General features: G+C 67.8%; 22 protein-coding genes. 14 read left to right on the forward strand and 8 right to left on the reverse strand.

Features of this window, described 5'->3' with window-relative positions; translation table 11 throughout:
• Positions 1-80 precede the first annotated feature (80 nt).
• Positions 81-962 (forward strand): protease HtpX, encoded by an 882-nt coding sequence (gene htpX, locus ACGHX3_RS07575; protein WP_213601310.1) that lies wholly within the window; start codon positions 81-83, stop codon positions 960-962.
• Between the two features lie 184 nt (positions 963-1,146).
• On the opposite strand, the gene ACGHX3_RS07580 is transcribed toward htpX, so the two are convergent.
• Entirely contained in the window at positions 1,147-3,222 is a 2,076-nt protein-coding gene (locus ACGHX3_RS07580; protein WP_213601308.1) for an EAL domain-containing protein, read from the reverse strand.
• Positions 3,223-3,319: 97 nt separating this feature from the next.
• Positions 3,320-4,339 carry an EF-P beta-lysylation protein EpmB gene (gene epmB / locus ACGHX3_RS07585; RefSeq protein WP_394696959.1) on the reverse strand — a complete coding sequence of 340 codons (1,020 nt, stop codon included), beginning with the start codon at positions 4,337-4,339 and terminating at the stop codon, positions 3,320-3,322.
• A gap of 102 nt (positions 4,340-4,441) precedes the next feature.
• Between epmB and efp the strand changes: the two genes are divergently transcribed.
• From efp to folE2, 7 genes are all read left to right on the forward strand, one after another.
• Entirely contained in the window at positions 4,442-5,008 is a 567-nt protein-coding gene (efp, locus tag ACGHX3_RS07590; protein WP_162338187.1) for an elongation factor P, read from the forward strand.
• Entirely contained in the window at positions 5,008-5,223 is a 216-nt protein-coding gene (locus ACGHX3_RS07595) for a hypothetical protein (RefSeq protein WP_394696960.1), read from the forward strand. Before efp ends, ACGHX3_RS07595 begins: the two co-directional genes overlap by 1 nt.
• A gap of 6 nt (positions 5,224-5,229) precedes the next feature.
• The gene (locus tag ACGHX3_RS07600) at positions 5,230-6,567 is read left to right on the forward strand and encodes a TRZ/ATZ family hydrolase (RefSeq protein WP_394696961.1); all 1,338 of its coding nucleotides are present in this window, start codon (positions 5,230-5,232) and stop codon (positions 6,565-6,567) included.
• Between the two features lie 140 nt (positions 6,568-6,707).
• Entirely contained in the window at positions 6,708-7,427 is a 720-nt protein-coding gene (gene ubiG, locus ACGHX3_RS07605) for a bifunctional 2-polyprenyl-6-hydroxyphenol methylase/3-demethylubiquinol 3-O-methyltransferase UbiG (RefSeq protein ID WP_394696962.1), read from the forward strand.
• Positions 7,424-8,119 (forward strand): phosphoglycolate phosphatase, encoded by a 696-nt coding sequence (locus ACGHX3_RS07610; protein WP_394696963.1) that lies wholly within the window; start codon positions 7,424-7,426, stop codon positions 8,117-8,119. The genes ubiG and ACGHX3_RS07610 overlap by 4 nt, the downstream gene beginning before the upstream one ends.
• Before the next feature lie 99 nt (positions 8,120-8,218).
• Positions 8,219-8,926, forward strand: a complete 708-nt coding sequence (locus ACGHX3_RS07615) for a phytoene/squalene synthase family protein (RefSeq protein WP_394696964.1) — start codon at positions 8,219-8,221, stop codon at positions 8,924-8,926.
• Between the two features lie 115 nt (positions 8,927-9,041).
• On the forward strand, positions 9,042-9,974 hold the full coding sequence (gene folE2 / locus ACGHX3_RS07620) for a GTP cyclohydrolase FolE2 (protein ID WP_394696965.1): 933 nt from the start codon (positions 9,042-9,044) through the stop codon (positions 9,972-9,974).
• Between the two features lie 112 nt (positions 9,975-10,086).
• Here folE2 and ACGHX3_RS07625 read toward each other — a convergent pair whose 3' ends face one another.
• From ACGHX3_RS07625 to yidD, 3 genes are read right to left on the reverse strand one after another with little or no spacing between them, the layout of a single operon-like run.
• Positions 10,087-10,935, reverse strand: a complete 849-nt coding sequence (locus tag ACGHX3_RS07625; protein ID WP_394697257.1) for a M23 family metallopeptidase — start codon at positions 10,933-10,935, stop codon at positions 10,087-10,089.
• Positions 10,936-10,937: 2 nt separating this feature from the next.
• Positions 10,938-12,284, reverse strand: a complete 1,347-nt coding sequence (locus tag ACGHX3_RS07630) for a dihydroorotase (protein ID WP_394696966.1) — start codon at positions 12,282-12,284, stop codon at positions 10,938-10,940.
• A complete protein-coding gene (gene yidD / locus ACGHX3_RS07635) occupies positions 12,284-12,541 on the reverse strand; it encodes a membrane protein insertion efficiency factor YidD (protein ID WP_162338197.1) in 258 nt (85 codons plus the stop codon). Before yidD ends, ACGHX3_RS07630 begins: the two co-directional genes overlap by 1 nt.
• A 96-nt stretch (positions 12,542-12,637) precedes the next feature.
• On the opposite strand from yidD, the gene dksA reads away from it, so the two are divergent.
• On the forward strand, positions 12,638-13,765 hold the full coding sequence (gene dksA / locus ACGHX3_RS07640) for an RNA polymerase-binding protein DksA (RefSeq protein WP_394696967.1): 1,128 nt from the start codon (positions 12,638-12,640) through the stop codon (positions 13,763-13,765).
• Positions 13,766-13,832: 67 nt separating this feature from the next.
• On the opposite strand, the gene ACGHX3_RS07645 is transcribed toward dksA, so the two are convergent.
• The 3 genes from ACGHX3_RS07645 to cysS form a co-directional block, all read right to left on the reverse strand.
• Entirely contained in the window at positions 13,833-15,074 is a 1,242-nt protein-coding gene (locus ACGHX3_RS07645) for an MFS transporter (protein WP_394696968.1), read from the reverse strand.
• The gene (locus ACGHX3_RS07650) at positions 15,071-15,508 is read right to left on the reverse strand and encodes a SufE family protein (RefSeq protein WP_394696969.1); all 438 of its coding nucleotides are present in this window, start codon (positions 15,506-15,508) and stop codon (positions 15,071-15,073) included. The genes ACGHX3_RS07645 and ACGHX3_RS07650 overlap by 4 nt, the downstream gene beginning before the upstream one ends.
• 251 nt (positions 15,509-15,759) lie before the next feature.
• Positions 15,760-17,148, reverse strand: coding sequence for a cysteine--tRNA ligase (gene cysS / locus ACGHX3_RS07655; RefSeq protein WP_394696970.1), 1,389 nt, complete (start codon positions 17,146-17,148; stop codon positions 15,760-15,762).
• Positions 17,149-17,290: 142 nt separating this feature from the next.
• Between cysS and ACGHX3_RS07660 the strand changes: the two genes are divergently transcribed.
• The 5 genes from ACGHX3_RS07660 to ACGHX3_RS07680 all read left to right on the forward strand — a co-directional run bounded on the left by ACGHX3_RS07660 (position 17,291) and on the right by ACGHX3_RS07680 (position 23,071).
• Positions 17,291-17,797, forward strand: a complete 507-nt coding sequence (locus ACGHX3_RS07660; protein WP_394696971.1) for a hypothetical protein — start codon at positions 17,291-17,293, stop codon at positions 17,795-17,797.
• Positions 17,798-18,068: 271 nt separating this feature from the next.
• Positions 18,069-19,070 (forward strand): N-acetylornithine carbamoyltransferase, encoded by a 1,002-nt coding sequence (locus ACGHX3_RS07665; RefSeq protein WP_394696972.1) that lies wholly within the window; start codon positions 18,069-18,071, stop codon positions 19,068-19,070.
• A gap of 144 nt (positions 19,071-19,214) precedes the next feature.
• Positions 19,215-20,417 (forward strand): argininosuccinate synthase, encoded by a 1,203-nt coding sequence (locus ACGHX3_RS07670; RefSeq protein ID WP_394696973.1) that lies wholly within the window; start codon positions 19,215-19,217, stop codon positions 20,415-20,417.
• 170 nt (positions 20,418-20,587) lie between these two features.
• Positions 20,588-21,670 (forward strand): acetylornithine deacetylase, encoded by a 1,083-nt coding sequence (locus ACGHX3_RS07675; protein WP_394696974.1) that lies wholly within the window; start codon positions 20,588-20,590, stop codon positions 21,668-21,670.
• A gap of 81 nt (positions 21,671-21,751) precedes the next feature.
• On the forward strand, positions 21,752-23,071 hold the full coding sequence (locus ACGHX3_RS07680) for an acetylglutamate kinase (protein ID WP_162338206.1): 1,320 nt from the start codon (positions 21,752-21,754) through the stop codon (positions 23,069-23,071).
• The last annotated feature ends 10 nt before the right edge of the window (positions 23,072-23,081 follow it).

A 23,081-nucleotide genomic window follows, 5' to 3' on the forward strand; every position in this document is an offset into this window, starting at 1 on the left:
GTCGCTTGAATTCAGGCGGGCACAACCGCAATTCTGCGGTCGTAACCGTCTGCATACCACTTGTTCCGGAGATCCCCGTCTTGTTCACGCGCGTCGCGTTGTTCCTCGCTACCAACCTGGCCGTGCTGGCCCTGGCCAGCGTGGTCATGTCCCTGCTGGGCGTCAATTCCAGCCAGATGGGTGGCCTGCTGGTATTCGCGGCGATCTTCGGCTTCGGCGGCTCGCTGATCTCGCTGCTGACCTCCAAGTGGATGGCCAAGCGCGCCACCGGTGCCATGGTCATCGAGCAGCCGCGCAACGACGCCGAGCGCTGGCTGGTCGCCACCGTGCAGCGCCAGGCCCAGGCCGCCGGCATCGGCATGCCGGAGGTCGCCATCTACGACGCGCCGGAGATCAACGCCTTCGCCACCGGTGCCAACCGCAACAACGCGCTGGTGGCGGTGTCCACCGGCCTGCTGCGGCAGATGAACCAGGACGAGGCCGAAGCGGTGCTCGGCCACGAGGTCGCCCACGTCGCCAACGGCGACATGGTGACCATGGCGTTGCTGCAGGGCGTGCTGAACACCTTCGTGATCGTGCTGGCCCGCGTGGTGGGCGGCATCGTCGACAGCTTCCTGTCCGGCAACCGCGAAGGCAGCGGCCGGGGCTTCGCCTACTACCTCATCGTGATGGCGCTGGAGGTGGTGTTCGGCCTGTTCGCCACGATGATCGCGATGTGGTTCTCGCGTCGCCGCGAGTTCCGCGCCGACCAGGGCGGGGCCACGTACGCGGGGCGCCAGAAGATGATCGCCGCGCTGGAGCGCCTGAGCCAGCAGCAGCGTCCGAGCACGTTGCCGGCGCAGGTGGAAGCCTTCGGCATCGCAGGCGGCATCGGGCAGGGCATGAAGAAGCTGTTCCTCAGCCATCCGCCGCTGGAAGACCGCATCGCCGCGCTGCGCGCGCAGCAGGGCACGTTCGCCTGATCGCGTCGCCCGTGCAGTGAACGAAAAACCCGCCGGAAGGCGGGTTTTTCATGTCCGGTCTTTGTAGGAGCGGGCCATGCCCGCGATGCTCTACATCGACCGTCCCAAAAAGCATCGCGGGCATGGCCCGCTCCTGCAAAGGCAAACGACCGATCAGCCGAAGTTGTACAGAGCCGCAACCAGGTCAGCTGAAGTCGTAGTTCATCGCCGGGCCTGGCGCGGCGAGGAAGTTGCCTTCCACATAGTCCAGGCTGGCGGTGAACAGGAACGCCATGGTGGCCGCGTCCTGCACGTGCTCGGCCACCGTCAGGATGCCCAGCGCCTGCGCACGCTCGGCGATCTCGCGGATCTTCTGCTGGTGCTCGGTGTTCTTGCCCAGGTCCTCGCTGAAGACGCGGTCGATCTTGAGGAAGGTCGGCTGGAAGTGCGACAGCAGCTGGAACGAGTCCAGGCCGGCACCGAAATGCTCCAATCCGACCTGGCACCCCAGCTTGGCGGCGGCGGTCTGGAACGCCTGGGCCTGGCGCAGGTGCGTGAACACCTTGGCTTCGGGCGTCTGCAGCCACAGCCGGTCGCCGGGAACGTCGAGCGCGGCGAGCTGTCGGGCGATCAGGTCGAGCAGGCGGTTGTCGGCGAACGAGGCCGGACTGACTTTCACCACCAGACGGGTATCGCGTCCGGCGCGCTTGCGCTCGGCCAGTACCTCGATGGCGTGGTTCACCACCCAGCGGTCGATGGCGTCGAGCAGTCCGTTCTCTTCCGCTATGCCGATGAACGACTGCGGCAACACCACCTCGCCGTTGGATTCCAGTCGCAGCAGCGCCTCGTAGATCTCGCCGGGCTCGCCCTGCAAGTTGACCACCGGCTGGTAGTGCAGGCGGAAACTGCCGTCCTGCAGGGCTTCCTGCAAGCGCTTGACCCAGTTCTGCACGCGCTCTTCCTCGGCCCGGTCAACCGCGCCGGGGTCGAAGATCTCGATGCGGTTGCCGCCCAGGTTGGTCGCCGTCTGCAGCCCGTCGGTAGCGCGCGTCAGCACCGGGCCGACGCTGGCGATCTTCTCGCCGATCTGCACGCCGCCGATGCTGGCCGTGACCGAGGCCGAGCGTTCGCCCACGTTGAACACGTGCGAGGCATAGGCCGCGCGCAGCTTCTCCGCCAGCGCCGCGGTCTGCGCATGGTTGCCGCGCAGCAGGACGGCGAAGGTGCGCTCGCCGAAGCGGGCGGCGAGGCTGCCTTCGTCGAGCTTTTCCGACAGGCGTGCGGCCAGCGCGGCGGCGAGCGCGTCGGCCGAGTCGATGCCGATCTCGGACAGCAGGCGCTGGTAATGGTCGGGTTCGATCAGCAGCAGTGCGTACTGGTCCTCGCCGCGGGCGACCTGGGCCACCGCGTTCTCGAGTTCACGCAGGAAGGTGGGGCGGTTGAGCAGGCCGGTGACCATGTCGCGCTGGCGCAGGTCCTCGACCTCGCGGGCGAGTTCGGGATCGAACTCCTCGCGGCGCCGGAACACCACCTGCACGCAGGCCTCGCCCTCGTAGGTGGCGGTGGCGAATTCCAGCGTGGCCGGGAAGCTGTCGCCGTCGATGCTGCGCGCTTCCAGCTCGAAGCGGGGTGGGGGCGGCTCGCCCTTGCTGAGCTTCTTCAGCAGGGCCTTGAAGTCGGTGACGTACTGCGGACCGACCAGGTCCAGCAGCGACAGGCCTTCGACATCTTCGAACGACTCGAAGCCGAACATCTCCAGGTAGGCATCGTTGGCCCGGATATGCATGCCTTCGTGGATGTAGGCGATGGGGTCGCGCGAGGACGAGATCAACGCGTCGCAGCGGCGCTCGGTCTCGCGCATCTGGCCTTCCAGCCGGCGCTGCGAGCGGCGCGCGTCGAGGTCGGCCCACTCGCGCCGCAGCACCGTCAGCACATGCTCCGGTCGGCCCCGCAGCGCGACCGCGCGGGCACCGGCGGCCTGGTCGGCGAGCAGGTCGGCCTCGCTGATCGCATCGGCCAGCACGATCACCGGGATGTCCTTGCCGCTGGCATCGACCTGGGCCAGCACGCTGGCCAGCGGAATGCCCTTGGCGCTGCGCGAGGCGAGCAGCAGGTCCATCGGCTGCGCGGCGACCATCTGGCCCAGTTCGGCCGCGTCGATCGGTCGCAGGGGGCGCACGGCGATGCCGCCGTTGCGCAGCGTGGAGACGATGGCCTCCGCGTCTTCCGCGCTGTCGTCCACCAGGGTCAGTCGTAGCGTGGTGTCTTTGCCGATCTGCATGCAGCGTGTCCGCGAGGGGTGCGCGTTTAATACCTGAACGCGTGAGATGAGTCCAATGCAGGCGTCGCAGATGCGGACACGGCCTGTCGCGGGTGTATCAGAGCGGGCGCTTGCCGGTGTCGCCCGCCACTTCCCGCACCAGCCGCGGCACGAGGTAGCCGGAGAGGCGCGCGGCGAGGGCCGCATGCAGCGCCTTCGCCCGGGCGTCGTCGACCTCGAAATGGGCCGCGCCGGCGACGCGGTCGAGCTGGTGCAGGTAATAGGGCAGCACGCCGGCGGCGAAGCCCCGCTCGCTGAGCGCGGCAAGGGCATCGACGTCGTCGTTCACGCCCTGCAGCAGCACCGCCTGGTTGAGCAGGTGCACGCCGGCATCGCGCAGGCGGCGCAGGGCGGCGTCGACGGTGCCGTCGAACTCGTTGGCATGGTTGGCGTGGATCACCAGCGTCACCGGCCACCGCAGGCCGGCCAGCCAGGCGACCAGGCCGTCGTCGATACGCTCGGGCAGCACCACGGGCAGGCGGCTGTGGATGCGCAGGCGGCGCAGGTGCGGGACGCCGGCCAGGGCATCCGTCAGTTCGGCGAGCTTGCTGTTCGACAGCGACAGCGGATCGCCGCCGGACAGCAGGACCTCTTCGACGCTGTCGTCCTGGCGGATCAGGTCCACGGCCTCGCGCCAGCCATCGCGCGCGGCGGTCTCGTCGGAATAGGGGAAGTGGCGGCGGAAACAGTAGCGGCAGTTGATCGCGCAGCTGCCGGTGGCCACCAGCAGGGCGCGGCCCCGGTATTTCTGGATCACGCCGGTGCCGGTTCGGGCAGCGCCGTCGCCGACCGCGTCGAGGCCGTAGCCGGCAACCGGCTGCATCTCGTCGTCCAGCGGCAGGACCTGGCGCAGCAACGGGTCGCGCGCGTCCGCGTATCGCATCCGGCCCACGAACCCGCGCGGCACCCGCAGCGGGAACTGCGCCGCGGCCTCATCGGACACCCGGTCGGCCAGCGACTCCAGTCCCAGCAGCGCCAGCAACTCGCGCGGATCGCGCACGGCGTCGCGCCAGGCCTGCTGCCAGCGGGGCGCGGCCAGCGGGGCGGGCTGTCGGGGGTCGGGGGCTGCGGGTATCATGTCGGGTCTGGAAACAAGCACCCGCCGCATCCGGCGGGTTCCCCATTCTATCCGGCCGGCCGCCCTGCGCGGCGGGTCCGCCTTACCCTCAGGAGCACACGCATGGCCAGTTACGGCATGAACGACGTCAAGAACGGGATGAAGATCCTGATCAACAACGACCCGGCGATCATCACCGACACCGAGTACGTCAAGCCGGGCAAGGGCCAGGCCTTCACCCGCGTGAAGTACCGCCTGATCAAGAGCGGCCGCGTGCAGGAAATCACCATGAAGAGCACCGACTCGGTCGAGGCGGCGGACGTGGTGGATACCGACATGCAGTACCTGTACACCGACGGCGAGTACTGGCACTTCATGCAGCAGGAGACCTTCGAGCAGGTGCAGGCCGACAAGGCCGGCATGGGCGGCGCCGAGAAGTGGCTGAAGGGCGAGGAAGACTGCGTGGTGACCCTGTGGAACGGCAACCCGATCCAGGTGACCCCGCCGAACTTCGTCGAACTGCAGATCACCGAGACCGATCCGGGCGTGAAGGGCGACACCGCCGGCACCGGCGGCAAGCCGGCCACGCTGGAAACCGGCGCCGTCGTGCGCGTGCCGCTGTTCGTCGGCCAGGAAGAGGTCATCAAGGTCGACACCCGCACCGGCGAATACGTCAGCCGCGTGAAGTGATGGGACAGCTCGCGCTCTACCTCGGCGTCTGGGCGGTCGGCGTACTGATCGCCGGGCTGGGCGTCATGCTGTGCTGGAACGCCACGCTGCCGACGCTGTTTCCCGCCGTGCCCAGGCTGGGCTATGGCCGCGCGCTGGCGCTGATGCTGCTCTGCTGGCTGCTGTTCGGCGCGGGCGCGTTCGGCATCACCTACACCCTGGGCTTCGGGATCTGACCCTGCATGACCGACGTTGCGCCTGATACCTGCGACCTGTTGATCGAAGCCGGTTTCGTGGTGCCGGTCGTCCCGCACGGGGTGGTATTGGAGCACCATGCGGTCGCCGTCACCGGCGGCCGCATCGTCGCGATCCTGCCGGTGGCCGAGGCGCGCCAGCGCTTCCTGCCGCGCGAGACGGTATCGCGCCCCGACGCGGCCCTGATCCCCGGCCTGGTCAACGCGCATACCCATAACCCGATGACGCTGCTGCGCGGCGTGGCCGACGACCTGCCGCTGAAGGTCTGGTTGCAGGAGCACATCTGGCCGATCGAGGGCGCGGTGATCGGCCCGGACTTCGTCGCCGACGGCATCACCCTGGCGATCGCCGAGATGCTCCGCGGGGGCACCACCTGCGTCAACGAGAATTACTTCTTCCCCGACGTGCAGGCGGCGACCTACAAGCACCACGGCTTCCGTGCGCGCGTCGGCCTGCCGGTGATCGATTTCCCCACGGCGTGGGCGGCCTCGGACGACGAATACTTCGAGAAGGCGGGTGAGGTGCACGATCAGTGGCGCGACGACGCGCTGATCGCCACCGCCTTCGCCCCGCATGCGCCTTACACGGTCAACGACGCGAACTTCGAACGTGTGCGCATGCTGTCCGATCAGCTCGACGTGCCGGTGCACCTGCACCTGCATGAGACGGCGCAGGAAGTCGAACAGTCGCTGGAAAAATACGGTCAGCGCCCGATCGCGCGCCTGGACCGGCTGGGGCTGGTCAACGACCGCCTGATCGCCATCCACATGACGCAGCTCACCGAGGCGGAGATCCATCTCTGCGCCGAGCGCGGCGTCAGCGTGGTGCATTGCCCTGAGTCCAACCTCAAGCTGGCGTCCGGTTTCTGCCCGGCCTGTGCGCTGGAGCGCGCGGGCGTGACGCTGGCCGTCGGCACCGACGGCTGCGCCAGCAACAACGACCTGGACATGTTCAGCGAGACCCGCACCGCGGCGTTGCTGGCCAAGGCGGTGGCGCAGGACGCGGCGGCGCTGGATGCGTTCAGCGCGCTGCGCGCGGCCACGTTGGGCGGTGCGAAGGCGATCGGCTTCGACGACCGCATCGGCTCGATCGAGCCGGGCAAGGAGGCCGACCTGGTCTGCGTCGACCTGTCCGCACTGGAAACCCAGCCGCTGCACCACGTGGTATCGCAGCTGATCTACGCGACCGGGCGCCAGCAGGTCAGCGACGTCTGGATCGCCGGTCGCCCGAAGCTGCTGCAGCGCGTGCTGGTGGAGATCGACCTCGATGGCGTGATCGCCAATGCGAGGCAATGGCGCGAACGGATCGCTGGCCTGCGCCGCTAAGCTGCCGTCGTCCCAGCGAACGCTGGGACCCATTCTGCGCTTGCTCCGTATGGCACCGGCGAGTGCAACATCAACATGGGTCCCAGCGTTCGCTGGGACGACGGACGCCCCGCCAAGCCTTGGCGCTCTACAATGACGCCATGACGACCACGACTTCCCCCCGCGACGACAACTTCACCCAGGCCGAGCTCGACAAGTTCGGCGCGCTGGCCAACCGCTGGTGGGATCCGGACGGCCCCCAGAAGGCCCTGCACGCGCTCAATCCCGTCCGCCTGCAGTACGTGCGCGAGCGCATGCGGCTGACCGGCGCCATCGCGCTGGATGTCGGCTGCGGTGGTGGCCTGCTGAGCGAAGCGCTGGCGCGCGAGGGCGCGCAGGTCACCGCGATCGACCTGGCGCCGGAACTGGTCAAGGTCGGCCGGCTGCACAAGCTCGAATCGGGCGTGCAGGTCGACTACCAGCTGCGTTCGGTCGAGTCGCTGGCGGAAGAGCGCCCGGGCAGCTTCGACGTGGTCACCTGCATGGAGATGCTGGAACACGTACCGGACCCGGCCTCGATCATTCGCGCCTGCCACACGCTGCTGAAGCCGGGCGGGCAGCTGTTCCTGTCGACGCTGAACCGCACGCCGGCCGCGTTTGCGCTGGCCATCGTCGGCGCCGAGTACATCGCGCGCCTGCTGCCGAAGGGCACGCACAACTACAAGGAATTCATCCGTCCCTCGGAACTGGCCGCGTGGCTGCGCGAGGCCGGATTCCAGTTGCAGGACGTCACCGGCCTGGCCTACGAGCCGTGGCGCCAGCGCGCACGCCTCACCTCGCGCACCGACGTCAACTACCTCGCCAGTGCGGTGAAGCCGTGACGGCGACGGGATTTCCGCGCGCCGCGCTGTTCGATCTGGATGGCACGCTGCTCGACAGTGCGCCGGACATGCTGGCCACCGCCAACCGCATGCGTGCGTCGCGCGGCCTCGGTCCGATGACGCTGGACGCGTTGCGCCCGCACGTGTCGAAGGGCGCGCGCGCGATGCTGGCGGCGGCATTCCCCGACATGGAACAGGGTCCACGCGAAGCGCTGGTGCCGGAGTTCCTGACGATCTACCAGGAGGAACTCGGTCGCCACAGCGTGCTGTTCGATGGCGTGGCGGAGATGCTAGACGCCCTCGAGGCGGCGGGCAGCACCTGGGGCATCGTCACCAACAAGCCGGAATACCTGGCGCGCGACATCCTGCCGCAACTGGGCTGGAGCGATCGCTGCGCGGTGCTGATCGGTGGCGACACGCTGGCAGAGAAGAAGCCGCATCCGCTGCCGTTGCAGGTCGCCGCCGAACGCATCGGCATCGCCATCGCCGACTGCGTCTACGTGGGCGACGACGAGCGCGACATCCAGGCCTCGCGGGCCGCCGGCATGCCGTCGATCGCGGCATTGTGGGGTTACCGGCAGGCGCAGGAGGTGCCGGCCAAGTGGGGTGCGGACGTGATGTGCGAGACCGCGGATGAGCTCATCGAGCCGGCCGCATGGCCGGCAAGCCGTTCCTCAGTGGGAGCGACGTAAGTCGCGAGCGGTTTGGCGGTCACACCTGTCTCGAGCGCCGATTCGTACTCCTGCAACTTCCATCGCGACTGACGTCGCTCCCACGTCTCTGCAATTTGCATGTCCGACTCCGCCGCCCTCGTCAGCTTCCTGGAAAAATGGCACGCACGCTGGCCCGAATGGTCGGTGGCGGAGATCTTTGTTGCGCCCGCGCGCCGGGACATCGCGGCCGCGTGGTTCGCCTTGCTGCAGGAATTCGACGATGTCCTGAACATCAGCGGCGATCCGCTGCCGGCGGATGCCAAGCTCGCGTGGTGGAGCGAAGAACTGCGTGGCTGGAGTGCGCAGCGCTCTCGCCATCCGCTCGGCCGCAGGCTGGAACCTGTGCGTGCCCCATGGGCATCGTTGGCCGACGCGTTGCCCGTGCTGGTGGCTGCGCGCGACACACCGAGTGGCAGTGACGAGGCGTTCGCAGCACTGGCGCCCTTCGGTGCTGCCGTCGCCGCAGTGGAAGCCGACGTACTCGGCCGCGCGCCGGATGCGGATGCCGTTGTCGCGCAGGTGCTTGCCACGCGCCTGACCGACATGGGCATCGCCGCCGTGCCGACGGCCTTCCGACACGCGGACGATGCGGCTTCCCTGCGGGGTTGGGCGATGGAGGTCCTGCAGCGCTGGCATGCGTCGCGACCGGCAGCCCGTGAGCGCCGCGTGCTCGCCACGTACGCACGCGGCCGGCTGGATCGCCTGTCGCGGAAGGGCGCGCCCGCACCGCTGCCATCGCGCCCCGTGCTGCTGTTCACCGGCTGGCGCGCGGCGCGAGGCGACTGAAGGCCGCGCATATCGCCGCGATAGCGAAGGGAATGATCCGTAACGGACTGTTTCATCGGGAAATTCAGGGGCAGGGCGTACAATTGCGCGGCATCCACTCCCCCGTGCAATGACGATGGCTCCCTCGCTTCCCGTGGCGCCCCGCGCCGATCTCCCCGATGTCGCCCACCAGCGCGTGCCGCTGGCGCGCCCCCTGGACTGGGTGGGCATGGAGAACATCGCGCTGCCGGTCCGCATCGCCGACGGGCAGGGTGGTCAGCTGCAGGTGGCCGCCAGCATCGACCTGTCGGTGAACCTGGCCAACCCCGACGCGCGCGGCATCCACATGTCGCGCCTGTACCTGCAACTGCAGGACGGACTGGCGCGTGAAGCGATCACGCCGGCCGGGCTGCGGCACCTGCTGCAGGATGGCGTGGCCTCGCAGGCCGGGCTTGCCACCAGCGCACGGCTGAAGATCCGCTACGACGCGCTCCTGCAACGCAAGGCGCTGGAGAGCGACTACGCCGGCTGGAAGCGCTATCCGGTGGAAATCGAGGCGACGCTGGTCGACGGGCATCTCAACCTGGCGCTGTCGTTCGCGGTCGAATACTCCAGCACCTGTCCGGCATCCGCGGCGCTGTCGCGGCAAGCCAACGCGGAGCGCTTCGCCAGCGATTTCGATGGCTCGCCCGCGCTGTCGGTCGCTGCCGTGCACGACTGGCTGGCCTCCGAGCGCGGCCTGGCCGCGACCCCGCATGCCCAGCGCAGCCGTGCCAGCGTGCGGGTGGAACTGCGCGCGCAGTTCGATGAGTTGCCGCTGGTGCCGTTGGTGGACGCCATCGAAGCCGCCCTCGGCACGCCGGTGCAGACGGCGGTCAAGCGTGTCGACGAGCAGGCCTTCGCCCGCCTCAATGCCGAGAACCTGATGTTCTGCGAGGACGCCGCCCGCCGCGTGGCGTCCGTGCTCGCCGGCGACGCGCGCGTGGCCCGTTACGATGCCACCGTGGCGCATTATGAAAGCCTGCATCCGCACGATGCCGTTGCCCGGGTGAGTGGCAGCAACGACTGATATCGGGTCCGCGTTATCGGGCCGTGGTGTCGAGTGTGGGAGCGACGTAAGTCGCGAAGCTTTTTCTTCGGCCCGATCGCGACTTACGTCGCTCCCACAAGAGCGAGGCGATTCACTTCCCGCGTTCGAGGACCAGCAGGGGATCGATTCGGACATCGAACCAGTTCATCCCCCAATGCAGGTGCGGCCCCGTCGCACGCCCGGTCGCACCGACGGCGCCGATCACCTGGCCCGGTTCCACGCGGTCGCCCACCTTCACGTCGATGCGCGACAGGTGCAGGAAGTTGGAGCTGACGCCGTGGCCGTGGTCGAGCAGCACGGTGCCGCCGGTGAGATAGAGATCCGGTGACGCGAACGTCACGATGCCACCGGCCGGTGCCTTGATCGGCGTCCCGTTCGGGGCCGCGATGTCCATGCCGGAATGGCCGGCGCCGGGCTGGCCGTTATAGACCCGCGCATTGCCGAAGCGGCCACTGATGCGGCCTTGCACGGGCCACTGGAACGGCAGCGCGAAGTCGGCGCGTTCATCGTCTCGGACGCGCGCGGCGGTGACCATGGCCTGCTCGCGTTCGATGCGCGCGGCGATGGCGGGAGGAGGGTTGACCGTCTTCGGTGGCACGCCGTTGACGCGTTCGACCGGCCAGTCGCGTGGCGTCACCGCGACGCTGACGGATTCCGTGCGACCGGACGGCGTGGTGACATCGACCTTCAGCGGCCCCGCTTCATCGCGGCCCACGCCGAACACGACCGTGCCGTAGCCGGTGGTGCGCAGCGCGCGGTCGCGGTAACGGACCTGACTGCCCGGCGGTACCTTGCCGAACACCAGCACGCCCTGCGACACGCTGGCGGGGAACACGATGCGGTCTTCCTGGGACACCGGTGTTGCCGGCACCGCATCCTGAGCGGCGACCAGCGGAATCCACCCGACACATACCGCGGCGAACAGTGCCGCCACCGCCAGCTTCAACGCGCGAACTCCAGGCGCTGGCCATTGGGCGTGCCGACCAGGTGCTCGCCGTTCCAGACCATGCGGCCGTTGACCCAGGTGGCGCCGATGCGCGAGCGGAACGTGCGGCCTTCGAACGGCGACCAGCCGACCTTCGACAGCACGTCCTCGCGCTTCACCGTGAAGGGCTCGTCGTCGATCAGCACGAGGTCGGCGAAATAGCCTTCGCGCAGGTAGCCGCGCTCCTTCACGTCGAACAGCTGCGCGGGGGCGTGGGCGAACTTCTGCACGACGCGGGTCACGTCCATGCGCTGCTCATGCACCAGTTCCAGCGCCGCGACCAGTGCGTACTGCACCAGCGGCAGACCGGACGGCGCCTGCACGTAAGGCTTTTCCTTCTCTTCCAGCGTATGCGGCGCATGGTCGGTCGCGAGCACATCGATCACGTCGTCCACCAGCGCCTTGATCAGGGCCTCGCGGTCGCTGGCGTCCTTGATCGCGGGATTGCACTTGATCAGGTTGCCGAGCGCGGCGTAGTCGGCGCGGTCGAAGCGCAGGAAATGGATGCAGGTCTCCGCGGTGATCTGCTTGCGCGTGCCGTCGGCGGCGATCAGCGGACCCGGCGTGAACAGCGCCAGTTCGTCGGCGGTGGAGATGTGCAGCACGTGCAGGCGGGTGCCGTGCTTGCGTGCCAGCGACATCGCCAGGCGGGTGGACTTGATGCAGGCCTCGCGGCTGCGGATGTCCGGATGGTGCTCGGCGCTTAGCGCATCGCCGTACTTCGCCTGGAACGCCGCCAGGTTGGCGTCGATCATCGGCGTGTCTTCGCAGTGGGTGATGATCGGCGTGGGCGCCTCGCGGAAGATCGCGTCCAGCGTTTCCGGGTTGTCGACCAGCATGTTGCCGGTGGACGCGCCCATGAACACCTTGATGCCGGGCGCGGTCTTCGGGTCCAGCGTGCGGATCGCCTCCAGGTTGTCGTTGCTGGCGCCCATATAGAAGCCGTAGTTGCCCCAGGCCCGGCCCTTGGCGCGCTGGTACTTGTCTTCCAGCGCGGCGGCGTCGAGCGTCGGCGGGCTGGTGTTGGGCATGTCCATGAAGGTGGTCAGGCCACCGGCGACGGCAGCGGCCGACTCGGTCGCCATGTCGCCCTTGTGCGGCATGCCGGGTTCGCGGAAGTGCACCTGGTCGTCGATCATCCCCGGCAGCAGCCAGCGCCCGGCGGCGTCGATCACGGCGTCGTCGCCCTGCGGGCGGATCTCGGCGGCGATGCGGGCGATGCGCCCGTTCTCGATGCGCAGGTCGCCCTCGGTGACACGGCCTTCATTGACCAGACGGGCGTTGACGATGACGGTAGCGGGCATCAGTGGGGTCCTGTGCAGGAATGGGGGGAAGAGGGGTCGGCCCGCGGGGGAACGGGGTCGTATCCGCCGGGATGCAGGGGATGGCAGCGGCCGATCCGGCGGATCGCCAGCCAGCCGCCCTTCATCGGACCGAAGCGGCCGATCGCCTCCATGGCGTACTCCGAGCACGACGGCACGAAGCGGCAGCGCGGCCCCAGCATGGGACTGATGAAGCGCTTGTAGCCCTTCAGCAGCAGGATGAGCAGGCGGGCGAGCATGGCCCGATGATACCGCGTCGGGTTGCCGCTGCCCGCCGGGTAGGCTATAAAAGCGCGCTTTCCCGATGCTCGGGAAGAACCAAGGAAGCGCTGTTCGTGGCTGCAAAGAAACCTGCGAAGAAGGCCGTCAAGGCCGCCAAGAAACCCGCTCAGACCGTCGCCAAGAAGCCTGTCGCGAAGAAGGCTGTCGCCAAGAAACCGGCCCCCAAGCCGGTAGCGAAGAAAGCGGCCCCCAAGCCTGTCGCCAAGAAAGCGGCCGCCAAGAAGGCCGCTCCGGCCAAGAAGGCGGCTGTCCCGGCGAAGAAGCCGGCGGCCAAGCCCTCGGCGAAGCAGGCGGCACCGGTCAAGAAGGCGGTCGCCAAGGCGACCAAGCCCGCAGTCGCCAAGAAGCCAGCGCCCGCGCCGGCCACCAAGGCGCCCGCCGCCAAGGCGGCACCGGTGAAGACGCCGGCCAAGGCCACGAAACCCGCTCCTGCCCCCGCACCGAAGCCTGCCGCCAAGCCGGCTCCGGCAAAGTCCGCCCCCACCGCGGCTGCGACCAAGACTCCCGTGCCTGCATCCGCCCCCAGGGCGGCTGCCCAGGCCCCGGCGCCCGCCGCCAAGGTTCCGTCCCCCCCGAAGCCTGTGCCAGTCCCGAAACCGACTACCAAGAACGCCAAAGCCTCCACCGCCGTCGAAGCGCCCGTGAGCCCCCGTCCCGCCGTTGCCCGCCCCGTGGGCAAGGTCGCGGTCGCCGTGGCTGCCCGCCCTGCGGCGCCGGTCGTGCGCGGCAAGGTGAAAGAAGTGCCCTACAAGATCGACGAAGCCAGCGGTCGCCCGATCATTCCGGCCGGCTACAAGCCCTCGTCCGACGAGGAGTACATGAGCACCCTGCAGCTCGAGTACTTCCGCCAGCGCCTGCTGCAATGGCGCGCCGACCTGGTCGAGGAATCCAAGCAGACCATCGAGAACCTCAAGGACGAAGTCCGCGACATCGGCGACGAAGCCGAGCGCGCGACCCGCGAGACCGAGAACTCGCTGGAACTGCGCACCCGCGACCGCTACCGCAAGCTGATCGGCAAGATCGACAGCACGCTCAAGCGCCTGGAAGCCGGCGACTACGGCTACTGCGTCGATACCGGCGAAGAGATCGGCCTGGACCGCCTGGAAGCGCGCCTGACCGCCGAACGCACCATCGATGCGCAGGAGCGCTGGGAACACATGCAGAAGCAGCAGGGCGACTGAGCCCTCGGTTCCTGCAGACGAAAAACCCCGCCCAGGCGGGGTTTTTCATGTCCGGGCGCCGGTCGCGCTACTGCAGCTCGCGCAGGTCCAGCCGCCTCAACCTCGGCGCCTTCCACGCGGTCACGCCCGCCACCGACAGGATGGCGAAGCCGCCCAGGATGACCGCCGGCACCAGCCCCAGCAGCTTGGCCATCGTGCCGGCATAGAAGGCACCCAGTTCGTTAGACGAACTGACGAAGATGCCGTTGATCGACGACACGCGCCCGCGCATCTCGTCCGGCGTGGACAGCTGCAGGATGGTCGAGCGCACCACCACAGACACGCCATCGCACATGCCGTAGAACAGCAGGATAACCGCCGACAGCCAGAAGCTGCGCGACAGGCCGAAGGCGATGACCGCCAGGCCGAAGCCGGCGACGGCGAACAACAGCACGCGTCCCGCGTTCCTCTGGAGCGGATGGCGGGCCAGCCACAGGCCCACGCAGACCGATCCCGCTGCCGGCGCAGCGCGCAGGATGCCGAGCCCTTCGGGACCGTAGTGCAGGATGTCGTGGATGAAGGCCGGCAGCATCGCCACCACGCCGCCGAGCAGGACGGAGAACATGTCCAGCGCCATCGCGCCCAGCATGATCTGGTTGTTCAGCACGAAACGCGCGCCCTGCGCGATGCTCGCGAAGACCGGCAGGCTGACGGCGGGCGGTCCGGGTTCCTCCACGCGCAGGCGCGCCAGCACGGTCGCCGCCAGCAGCGCGAACACCACCGCCATCGCATAGGACAGGGTCTTGCCGCCGAAGCCGACCAGCAGGCCGCCCAGTGCCGGCCCGGTAACCAGCGAAGCCTGGAAGATCACGCTGCCAAGCCCGGCAGCACGCACGAAATCCTCGCGCGGCAGCACTTTCGCGAACAGCGCGTTGTAGACCGGGCTGAGAAAGGAACGCGCCATGCCGGTCAGCGCGATGGCGGCGTAGATCGGCCAGGTACCGTGGAACGGTAGCCAGCCCGCGGACACCGCCACCAGGATCACCGCCGTGGTCGCCAGCGCCGTGCAGGCGAGGATGCCGACGCGCCGTCGCGGCAGATGGTCGACCAGATAGCCGGCGAACGGCGCCACGCAGAAGAACGGCAGTACTTCCGCCAGGCCCACGAGCCCCAGCGAGAACGGATCCTTGGTCAGTTCGTAGATATGCCAGCCGACGGTGACGGCGACGATCTGGTACGACAGCAGCGCGCAGATGCGGTACGCCAGCACCGCCGCATAGCCGCGGTTGCGGAGCAGCGAGAAGGCGGAAGGCGTACCGGTTCGGCTCACTTCGCGTTCGCGGCCGTCTCGCGGATGAAGGCCAGCAATGACGCGAGGCCGTTGCTGCGGGTGGGCGAGAGGTGCTTGGCCAGGCCGATGTCGGCGATGTAGTCGGGCGAGGCGGCCAGGATGTCCGCGGCGGAGCGACCCGAGTACACGCGCAGGGCCAGGAAGATCAGGCCGGAGACGATCGCCGAATCACTGACGGCGTGGAAATCCAGCTTCGCCGCGTCGCCTTCGGGCACGATCCAGACCATCGACTGGCAGCCGAGCAGGCGGTGCTCCTCGCGCTTCCATTCCTTGGGGAACGCGGGCAGCTTGCGGCCCAGGTCGATCAGGTACTGGTAGCGCTCGGACCAGTCGCCAAAGAAGGCGAATTCGTCCTTGATGGCGGCCTGCGCGTCGGCGGCGGTGGGTTCGAGCGGGAAGATCGTGTCGGTCATCGTGTTATCGGTCAGTTACTGCGTTTGGAGCCCTTCTCCCCTCGGGAGAGGGGTTGGGGGCGCCCCAACAACAACTCGGCACCTGTGATGACGAGCGAGCCGCAGCGAGTTGCAGAGGCGAACCCCCGGCTATTCATTTCCTTTTCTCGCTGTGGCTCGCTCACGGTTACATCTCTCGGATAAGCGACTGCGGCACACCCTCATCCGGCGCTTCGCGCCACCTTCTCCCGACGGGAGAAGGAAAGATCGGATCACGCCCGCTTCCAGCGCACGCCCTGCGGCGTGTCTTCCAGCAGGATACCTTCCGCCGCCAGTTGGTCGCGGATGGCATCCGATCGGGCAAAATCGCGTGCTTTCTTCGCCGCCGCGCGCTCGTCGATCAGCGCCTGGATGCGCGCATCGTCATCCGACGAAGTTCCGCGACCGAACCACTCGGCAGGATCCTGCTGCAACAGGCCCAGCACAAGGCCGGCGCCCAGCAACTCGCTCTTGAGGCGCTGCTTCTCCGCATCACCGGTTGCCTTGCGCGCGTCGGCCGCGATGCGTGCAACCTCCGCCAGCGCCTGCGGCGTGTTGAGATCGTCGTCCAGCGCGTCTTCGATGACCTGCGGCGTCACCGCAACAGCATCGACATCGCCCAAATCACGCAACGTCCCGTACAGCCGGTCCAGCGTGTTCTTCGACTGCTCCACCAGCGCCTCCGACCAGTCCAGCGGCTGCCGGTAGTGCGCCGACAGCAAGGCGTAGCGAAGTGCCTCCGGCGGATGTTGCTGCAGCAGGTCGTGGACTTTCTCGATGTTGCCCAGCGACTTGCTCATCTTGGCGCCGCCGAAGTTCAGCATGCCGTTGTGCAGCCAGAAGCGCGCGAACGTCTTGTGCGACCCGTCGGCGTGCTTGTGCGCGCATTCGCTTTGCGCCACTTCGTTCTCGTGGTGCGGGAACTGCAGGTCCACGCCGCCGGCATGGATGTCGATGGTTTCGCCCAGGTGGGCCGCGGCCATCGCCGAGCATTCGATATGCCAGCCCGGGCGGCCGATGCCCCAGGGCGAGTCCCAGCCCGGCAGGTCCGGCGTGGAGGGCTTCCACAGCACGAAATCGCCCGGGTCGCGCTTGTAGGGGGCGACTTCCACGCGGGCGCCGGCCAGCATTTCCTCCGGGTCGCGACGCGAGAGCTTGCCGTACTCCGCGAAGCTGCCGACCGAAAACAGCACATGGCCTTCGGCCGCGTACGCATGACCGCCGGCGATCAGCTGCTCGATCATCGCGATGATGTGGCCGATGTGGTCGGTCGCGGCCGGTTCGATGTCCGGGGCGAACTCGCCGGTCACGCCCAGGCCCGCCATGTCCTCGCGGTAGGCGGCGGCGTAGCGGTCGGTGATGGCGGAGATCGCCACGCCCAGCTCCTTGGCCGCCGCGTTGATCTTGTCGTCCACGTCGGTGATGTTGCGGGCGTAGCGCAGGCCACCGTAGCGCCGGCGCAGCAGGGCCGCCAGCACGCCGAATACCACCGGGCCGCGCGCATTGCCGATGTGGACGTAGTTGTAGACGGTGGGCCCGCAGACGTACATCGTGGGGATCGGGCCAAGGGGAGCGAAGTCCTCGACCCGGCGGGTGAGGTTGTTGTGCAGGCGCAGGGTCATGAGGACAGGGCAGGGGAGAGCCGTGGAATTCTACCGCCTGTGCCGCTTGCAGGGGCCGCGCGGGCTTGGGGGCGGCCGATGTTCAGCGTGACTCAAGGCGTGGTTCTTACACTGGGCCCCCTGGATACCGCTTGCAGGCCACATGCCCCGCCTCCGCACCACCCTTTTCCTGTCCTGCCTCCTGTTCGCCGCCCCGGTCGTGGCGCAGGAGCGCGTGATCCCGACGGAGAACGTGCGCCTGGATTATGCGCAGGTGCTGGGCGTGGAGCCGGTGTACCAGACCCTGCGGGCGACCCGCACCGAACAGCGTTGCGATGAAGTACCGGCATCCAAGGCCGAAGCGCCTGCGCAGGAAGCCAAAGAAGAGGGTCGCTGGAGCCGGATGGTCAGCTCGGTGCGAGGCTGGTTCGGTAGCGATGAAGAGCCGGCGCAGACGCCTCCGGTGACGCTGCCCGCGGTCAAGGTCAATTGCCGCATCGTGCCGATCGAGCGCGAGTTCCAGCGCCCCATCGCCTACGACGTGGACTACATCTACAAGGGCGTGAAGTACCGCTCGCGGCTGGCCGAAGATCCCGGCAACCGCCTGCGCATCCGCATCTCCGTGGTGCCCTACGTGGCGCCGGTCCAGCCGACCGCCAGCGGTCCCTGATTCGTGCACGGTTGCACACGCAACCGAATCCGTCCTTGCGCTGCGCCGCAGCACATGCGAGCATTCGCGCCCATGAAGATGAACGCACACGCCCATGCTGACAGCGCGGCCTCGCAGGCCTCGAGCATGACCTCGCGTGCGCGTCGACCGGAATCCTGCCTCTAGCTGGGTACCCCGGACGTCGTCGCCTGTTCACCGGAACCCAGCCAGAGGCTGGGTTTTTTCGTTTCCGAAGCCCGTTTTGCCACATTCCCGACACCAGGATGCCGTAATGAAGCACTTCTTGAACACGCAGGACTGGAGCCGCAGCGACCTCGATGCGTTGCTGACGCAGGCCGCCCTCTACAAGCAGCACAAGGTGGGTGACGCGCTGAAGGGCAAGTCCGTCGCGCTGGTGTTCTTCAACCCGTCCATGCGCACCCGCACCAGCTTCGAGCTGGGGGCGTTCCAGCTGGGCGGCCATGCGGTCGTGCTGCAACCGGGCAAGGATGCGTGGCCCATCGAGTTCAACCTCGGCACGGTGATGGACGGCGACACCGAGGAGCATATCGCCGAGGTGGCGAAGGTGCTGGGCCGCTACGTCGACCTGATCGGCGTGCGCGCGTTCCCGAAGTTCGTCGACTGGGCCTACGACCGCGAGGACATCGTGCTGAAGTCGTTCGCCAAGTATTCGCCGGTACCTGTGATCAACATGGAAACCATCACCCATCCCTGCCAGGAGCTGGCGCATGCGCTTGCGCTGCAGGAGCACTTCGGCACCCAGGCTCTGCGCGGCAAGAAGTACGTGCTCACCTGGACCTACCATCCCAAGCCGCTGAACACCGCCGTCGCCAACTCGGCGCTGACCATCGCCACGCGCATGGGCATGGACGTGACCCTGCTGTGCCCGACGCCTGACTATGTGCTGGACGAGCGCTACATGGGCTGGGCCGAACAGAACGTGGCCGAGAGCGGCGGTTCGCTCACGGTCAGCCACGACATCGACAGCGCCTATGCCGGCGCCGACGTGGTGTATGCCAAGAGCTGGGGCGCGCTGCCGTTCTTCGGCAACTGGGAGCCGGAGAAGCCGATCCGCGACCAGTACCAGCACTTCATCGTCGACGAACGGAAGATGGCGCTGACCAACAACGGCGTCTTCAGTCACTGCCTGCCGCTGCGCCGCAACGTCAAGGCCACCGATGGCGTGATGGATTCGCCGCAGTGCATCGCCATCGACGAAGCCGAGAACCGACTGCACGTGCAGAAGGCGATCATGGCGGCCTTGGTGAAGTAACCCGGTTTTGCTCCTTCCCCCGCCTGCGGGGGAAGGCTGGGATGGGGGCGAACCGCCTCCGGAAAGTTCGGCCCCATCCCATTGCCCCCACCCCGACCCTCCCCCGCAAGCGGGGGAGGGGGCACATCACTTGAGACCTCAGAAATGACTGCTTCCGAATCCAAAGACATCGTCCTCGCCTTCTCCGGCGGCCTCGACACCAGCTTCTGCGTGCCCTACCTGAAGGAGCGCGGCTGGAACGTGCATACCGTGTTCGCCGACACCGGCGGCGTGGATGCGGAAGAGCGCGCCTTCATCGAGCAGCGCGCCGCCGAACTGGGCGTGGCCAGCCACGTCACCGTCGATGGCGGTCCTGCCATCTGGGACGGTTTCGTCAAGCCGTTCGTGTGGGCGGGCGAGGGCTACCAGGGCCAGTACCCGCTGCTGGTGTCCGACCGCTACCTGATCGTCGACGCCGCGCTGAAGCGCGCCGCCGAACTGGGCACAAACGCCATCGCGCACGGCTGCACCGGCATGGGTAACGACCAGGTGCGCTTCGACCTGGCGGTGAAGGCCAGCGGCGACTACCGCATCGTGGCGCCGATCCGCGAGATCCAGAAGGAACACACGCAGACGCGCGCCTACGAACAGGCCTACCTGGAAGAACGCGGCTTCGGCGTGCGCGCCAAGCAGAAGAGCTACACGATCAACGAGAACCTGCTGGGCCTGACCATGTCTGGCGGCGAGATCGACAAGTGGGAAGCGCCCGGCGAAGGTGCGCGCGGCTGGTGCGCGCCGCGCGCCGAGTGGCCCGAGGCGCCGCTGCGGGTGACCATCGGCTTCAAGCACGGCGAAGCGGTCAGCCTGGACGGCAAGCCCGTTGCCGGCGCCGCGTTGCTGGCGAAGTTGAACGCATTGTTCGCGCCCTATGGCGTGGGTCGTGGCGTGTACACCGGCGACACCGTGATCGGCCTGAAGGGCCGCATCGTGTTCGAAGCGCCGGGCCTGGTGTCGCTGCTGGCCGCGCACCGCGCGCTGGAAGAGACGGTGCTGACCAAGCAGCAGAACCGCTTCAAGCCCGAGGTCGCGCGCAAGTGGGTGGAGCTGGTGTACGAAGGCTTCTACCACGACCCGCTGAAGGCGGACCTGGAGGCGTTCCTGCAGTCCTCGCAGGCCGTCGTCAACGGCGAGGTGATGCTGGAGACCCGCGGCGGCCGCGTCGACGCGGTAGCGGTGACGTCGCCGCACATCCTCAACGCCAAGGGCGCTACCTACGCGCAGTCGGCCGACTGGGGCGTGGAGGAGGCGGAAGGCTTCATCAAGCTGTTCGGCATGAGCTCGACCCTGTGGGCCGAGATCAATCGCTGAGCACGCGCGACAACTCACCACGTCATTCCAGCGCAAGCTGGAATCCACGTTGATTCTGCCTCGGATGCGTTAGAGGCAAGAGCAAGATGGATCCCGGCGTTACCAGCCATCCGGCTGTTGAGAGCCGCCGGGATGACGAATGAAACGACGACGGTCCACGGACACACACCATGCTGCAATCCGTTCTCCAACATCTCGAAAAGCTGGTGTCGTTCGATACCCGCAATCCGCCACGCGATATCGGCACGGACGGGATCTTCGATTACCTGCGCGCGCAACTGCCGGACTTCCGCATCGAGGTGACCGACCACGGTGCCGGCGCGGTGTCGTTCTTCGCCGTGCGCGGACAGCCGAAGCGGGTGTTCAACGTGCACCTGGACACGGTGCCGTCGTCGCCGGCGTGGAGCGCCAGTCCGCACGTGCTGCGCATCGAAGGCGACCGGGCCATCGGCCTGGGGGCCTGCGACATCAAGGGCGCTGCCGCCGCGCTGGTCGCGGCGGCGCAGGTGACGCAGGGCGATGCCGCGTTCCTGTTCACGACCGATGAGGAAGCGAACGATGCGCGCTGCATTGCCGCGTTCCTGGCGCGCGATCACGGCTTCGGCGAGGCGATCATCGCCGAGCCGACCCGTTGCGAAGCGGTGCTCGCGCACCGCGGCATCAGCGCGGTGCGCATGGCGTTCACGGGGCGGGCGGGTCATGCCTCGGCCGAGAACGCGCTATCGCTGAGCGCGCTCCACAACGCGATGCGCTGGGGCACGACGGCGCTGGACTTCGTGCAGGACCAGCATCACTTGCGTTTCGGTGGACTGACCGGACTGCGTTTCAACATCGGCCGGGTCGAGGGCGGCATCAAGGCCAACATGATCGCGCCGAGTGCGGAGGTCCGCTTCGGCTTCCGTCCGCTGCCGTCGCAGGACATGGACCAGCTGCACGCCACGTTCCGCGGCTTCGCCAATGCCGAGGCGCTGGCCGAGTACGAAGAGACCTTCCGAGGCCCGTCGCTGCCGTCCGGCGACGTCGCGCGTGCCGAGGAACGCCGTCTGGCCGCACGCGACCTCGCCGACGAACTCGGCCTGCCGATCGGCAACGCGGTGGACTTCTGGACCGAGGCCTCGCTGTTCTCGGCCGCCGGCCTGACGGCCTTCGTCTACGGGCCTGGCGATATCGCCCAGGCGCATACCGCCGACGAATGGGTGTCGCTGGAGCAGTTGCAGCGGTATGCCGAGAGCGTTGCGCGGATTCTCCAGTAACACCGTAGGGCGGGCCTCGGCCCGCCGTGCGCAACCCGATGACGACGGTGGGCCAAGGCCCACCCTACGACAAGCAAAGACATGGAATCGAACAAGCAGACCCGCCAGACCATCATCCGCCTGCTGTCCAGCATGGCCAGTGCTAAGGAGATCTCGCAGTACGTCAAGCGCTTCTCGCAGCTGGACGCCAAGCGCTTCGCCGTGGTCAAGGTCGGCGGCGCGGTGCTGCGCGACGACCTGGAAGCGCTGACGTCGTCGCTGACCTTCCTGCAGGAAGTGGGCCTGACGCCCATCGTCGTGCACGGCGCCGGCCCGCAGCTGGACGAGGAGATGACCGCCGCCGGCATCACCAAGCAGACCGTCAACGGCTTGCGCGTGACCACGCCGGACGTGCTCGCCATCGTGCGCAAGGTGTTCCTGCAGCAGAACCTGGCGCTGGTCGAGGCGCTGCAGCAGGTCGGCGCGCGCGCCACGTCGATCGTCTCCGGCGTGTTCGAGGCCGAGTACAAGGACCAGGCCACCTACGGGCTGGTCGGCGACGTCACGCGCATCAATCAGTCGCCGATCGAGGCCAGCCTGAAGGCCGGCTCGATTCCGGTGATCGCCAGCATGGGCGAGACCATCGGCGGGCAGATCCTCAACATCAACGCCGACTTCGCCGCCAACGAACTGGTGCAGGTGCTGCAGCCGTACAAGATCATCTTCCTGACCGGCACCGGTGGCCTGCTGGATGCGGAGGGTCGCGTCATCGACTCGATCAACCTGTCCACCGAGTACGACGAGCTGATGGCGCAGCCGTGGATCAACGGCGGCATGCGGGTGAAGATCGAGCAGATCAAGGATCTGCTGGACCGCCTGCCGCTGACCTCGTCGGTGTCGATCACCAAGCCCGCCGAACTGGCCAAGGAACTGTTCACCCACCGTGGCTCCGGCACGCTGGTGCGCCGCGGCGAGCGCGTGCTGCGCTTCCAGGATGGCTGGGACGGCGTGGACCTGCCGCGCCTGAAGACGCTGATCGAATCCAGTTTCGGCCGGACGCTGCTGCCTGATTATTTCGAGCGCACCACGCCGTACCGCGTCTACATCAGCGAGAACTACCGCACCGCGCTGATCCTGACGCAGGAAGAGGGCTTCGCCTATCTCGACAAGTTCGCCGTGTTGGACGATGCGCAGGGCGAAGGCCTGGGCCGCGCGGTCTGGCACGTGATGCGCGAGGAGAATCCGCAGCTGTTCTGGCGTTCGCGCCACAACAACCCGGTCAACATCTTCTACTACGCCGAATCGGACGGCTGCTACAAGCAGGAGAAGTGGAAGGTCTTCTGGTATGGCATCGAGGCTTTCGGCGATATCGAGCGCTGCGTCGCGCATTGCCGCACGCGGCTGCCGACGCTGAAGGACTGACGTGGCCGAC

The sequence above is a fragment of the Pseudoxanthomonas japonensis genome (genome assembly GCF_043632995.1).
Classification (GTDB): Bacteria; Pseudomonadota; Gammaproteobacteria; order Xanthomonadales; family Xanthomonadaceae; genus Pseudoxanthomonas_A; species Pseudoxanthomonas_A japonensis.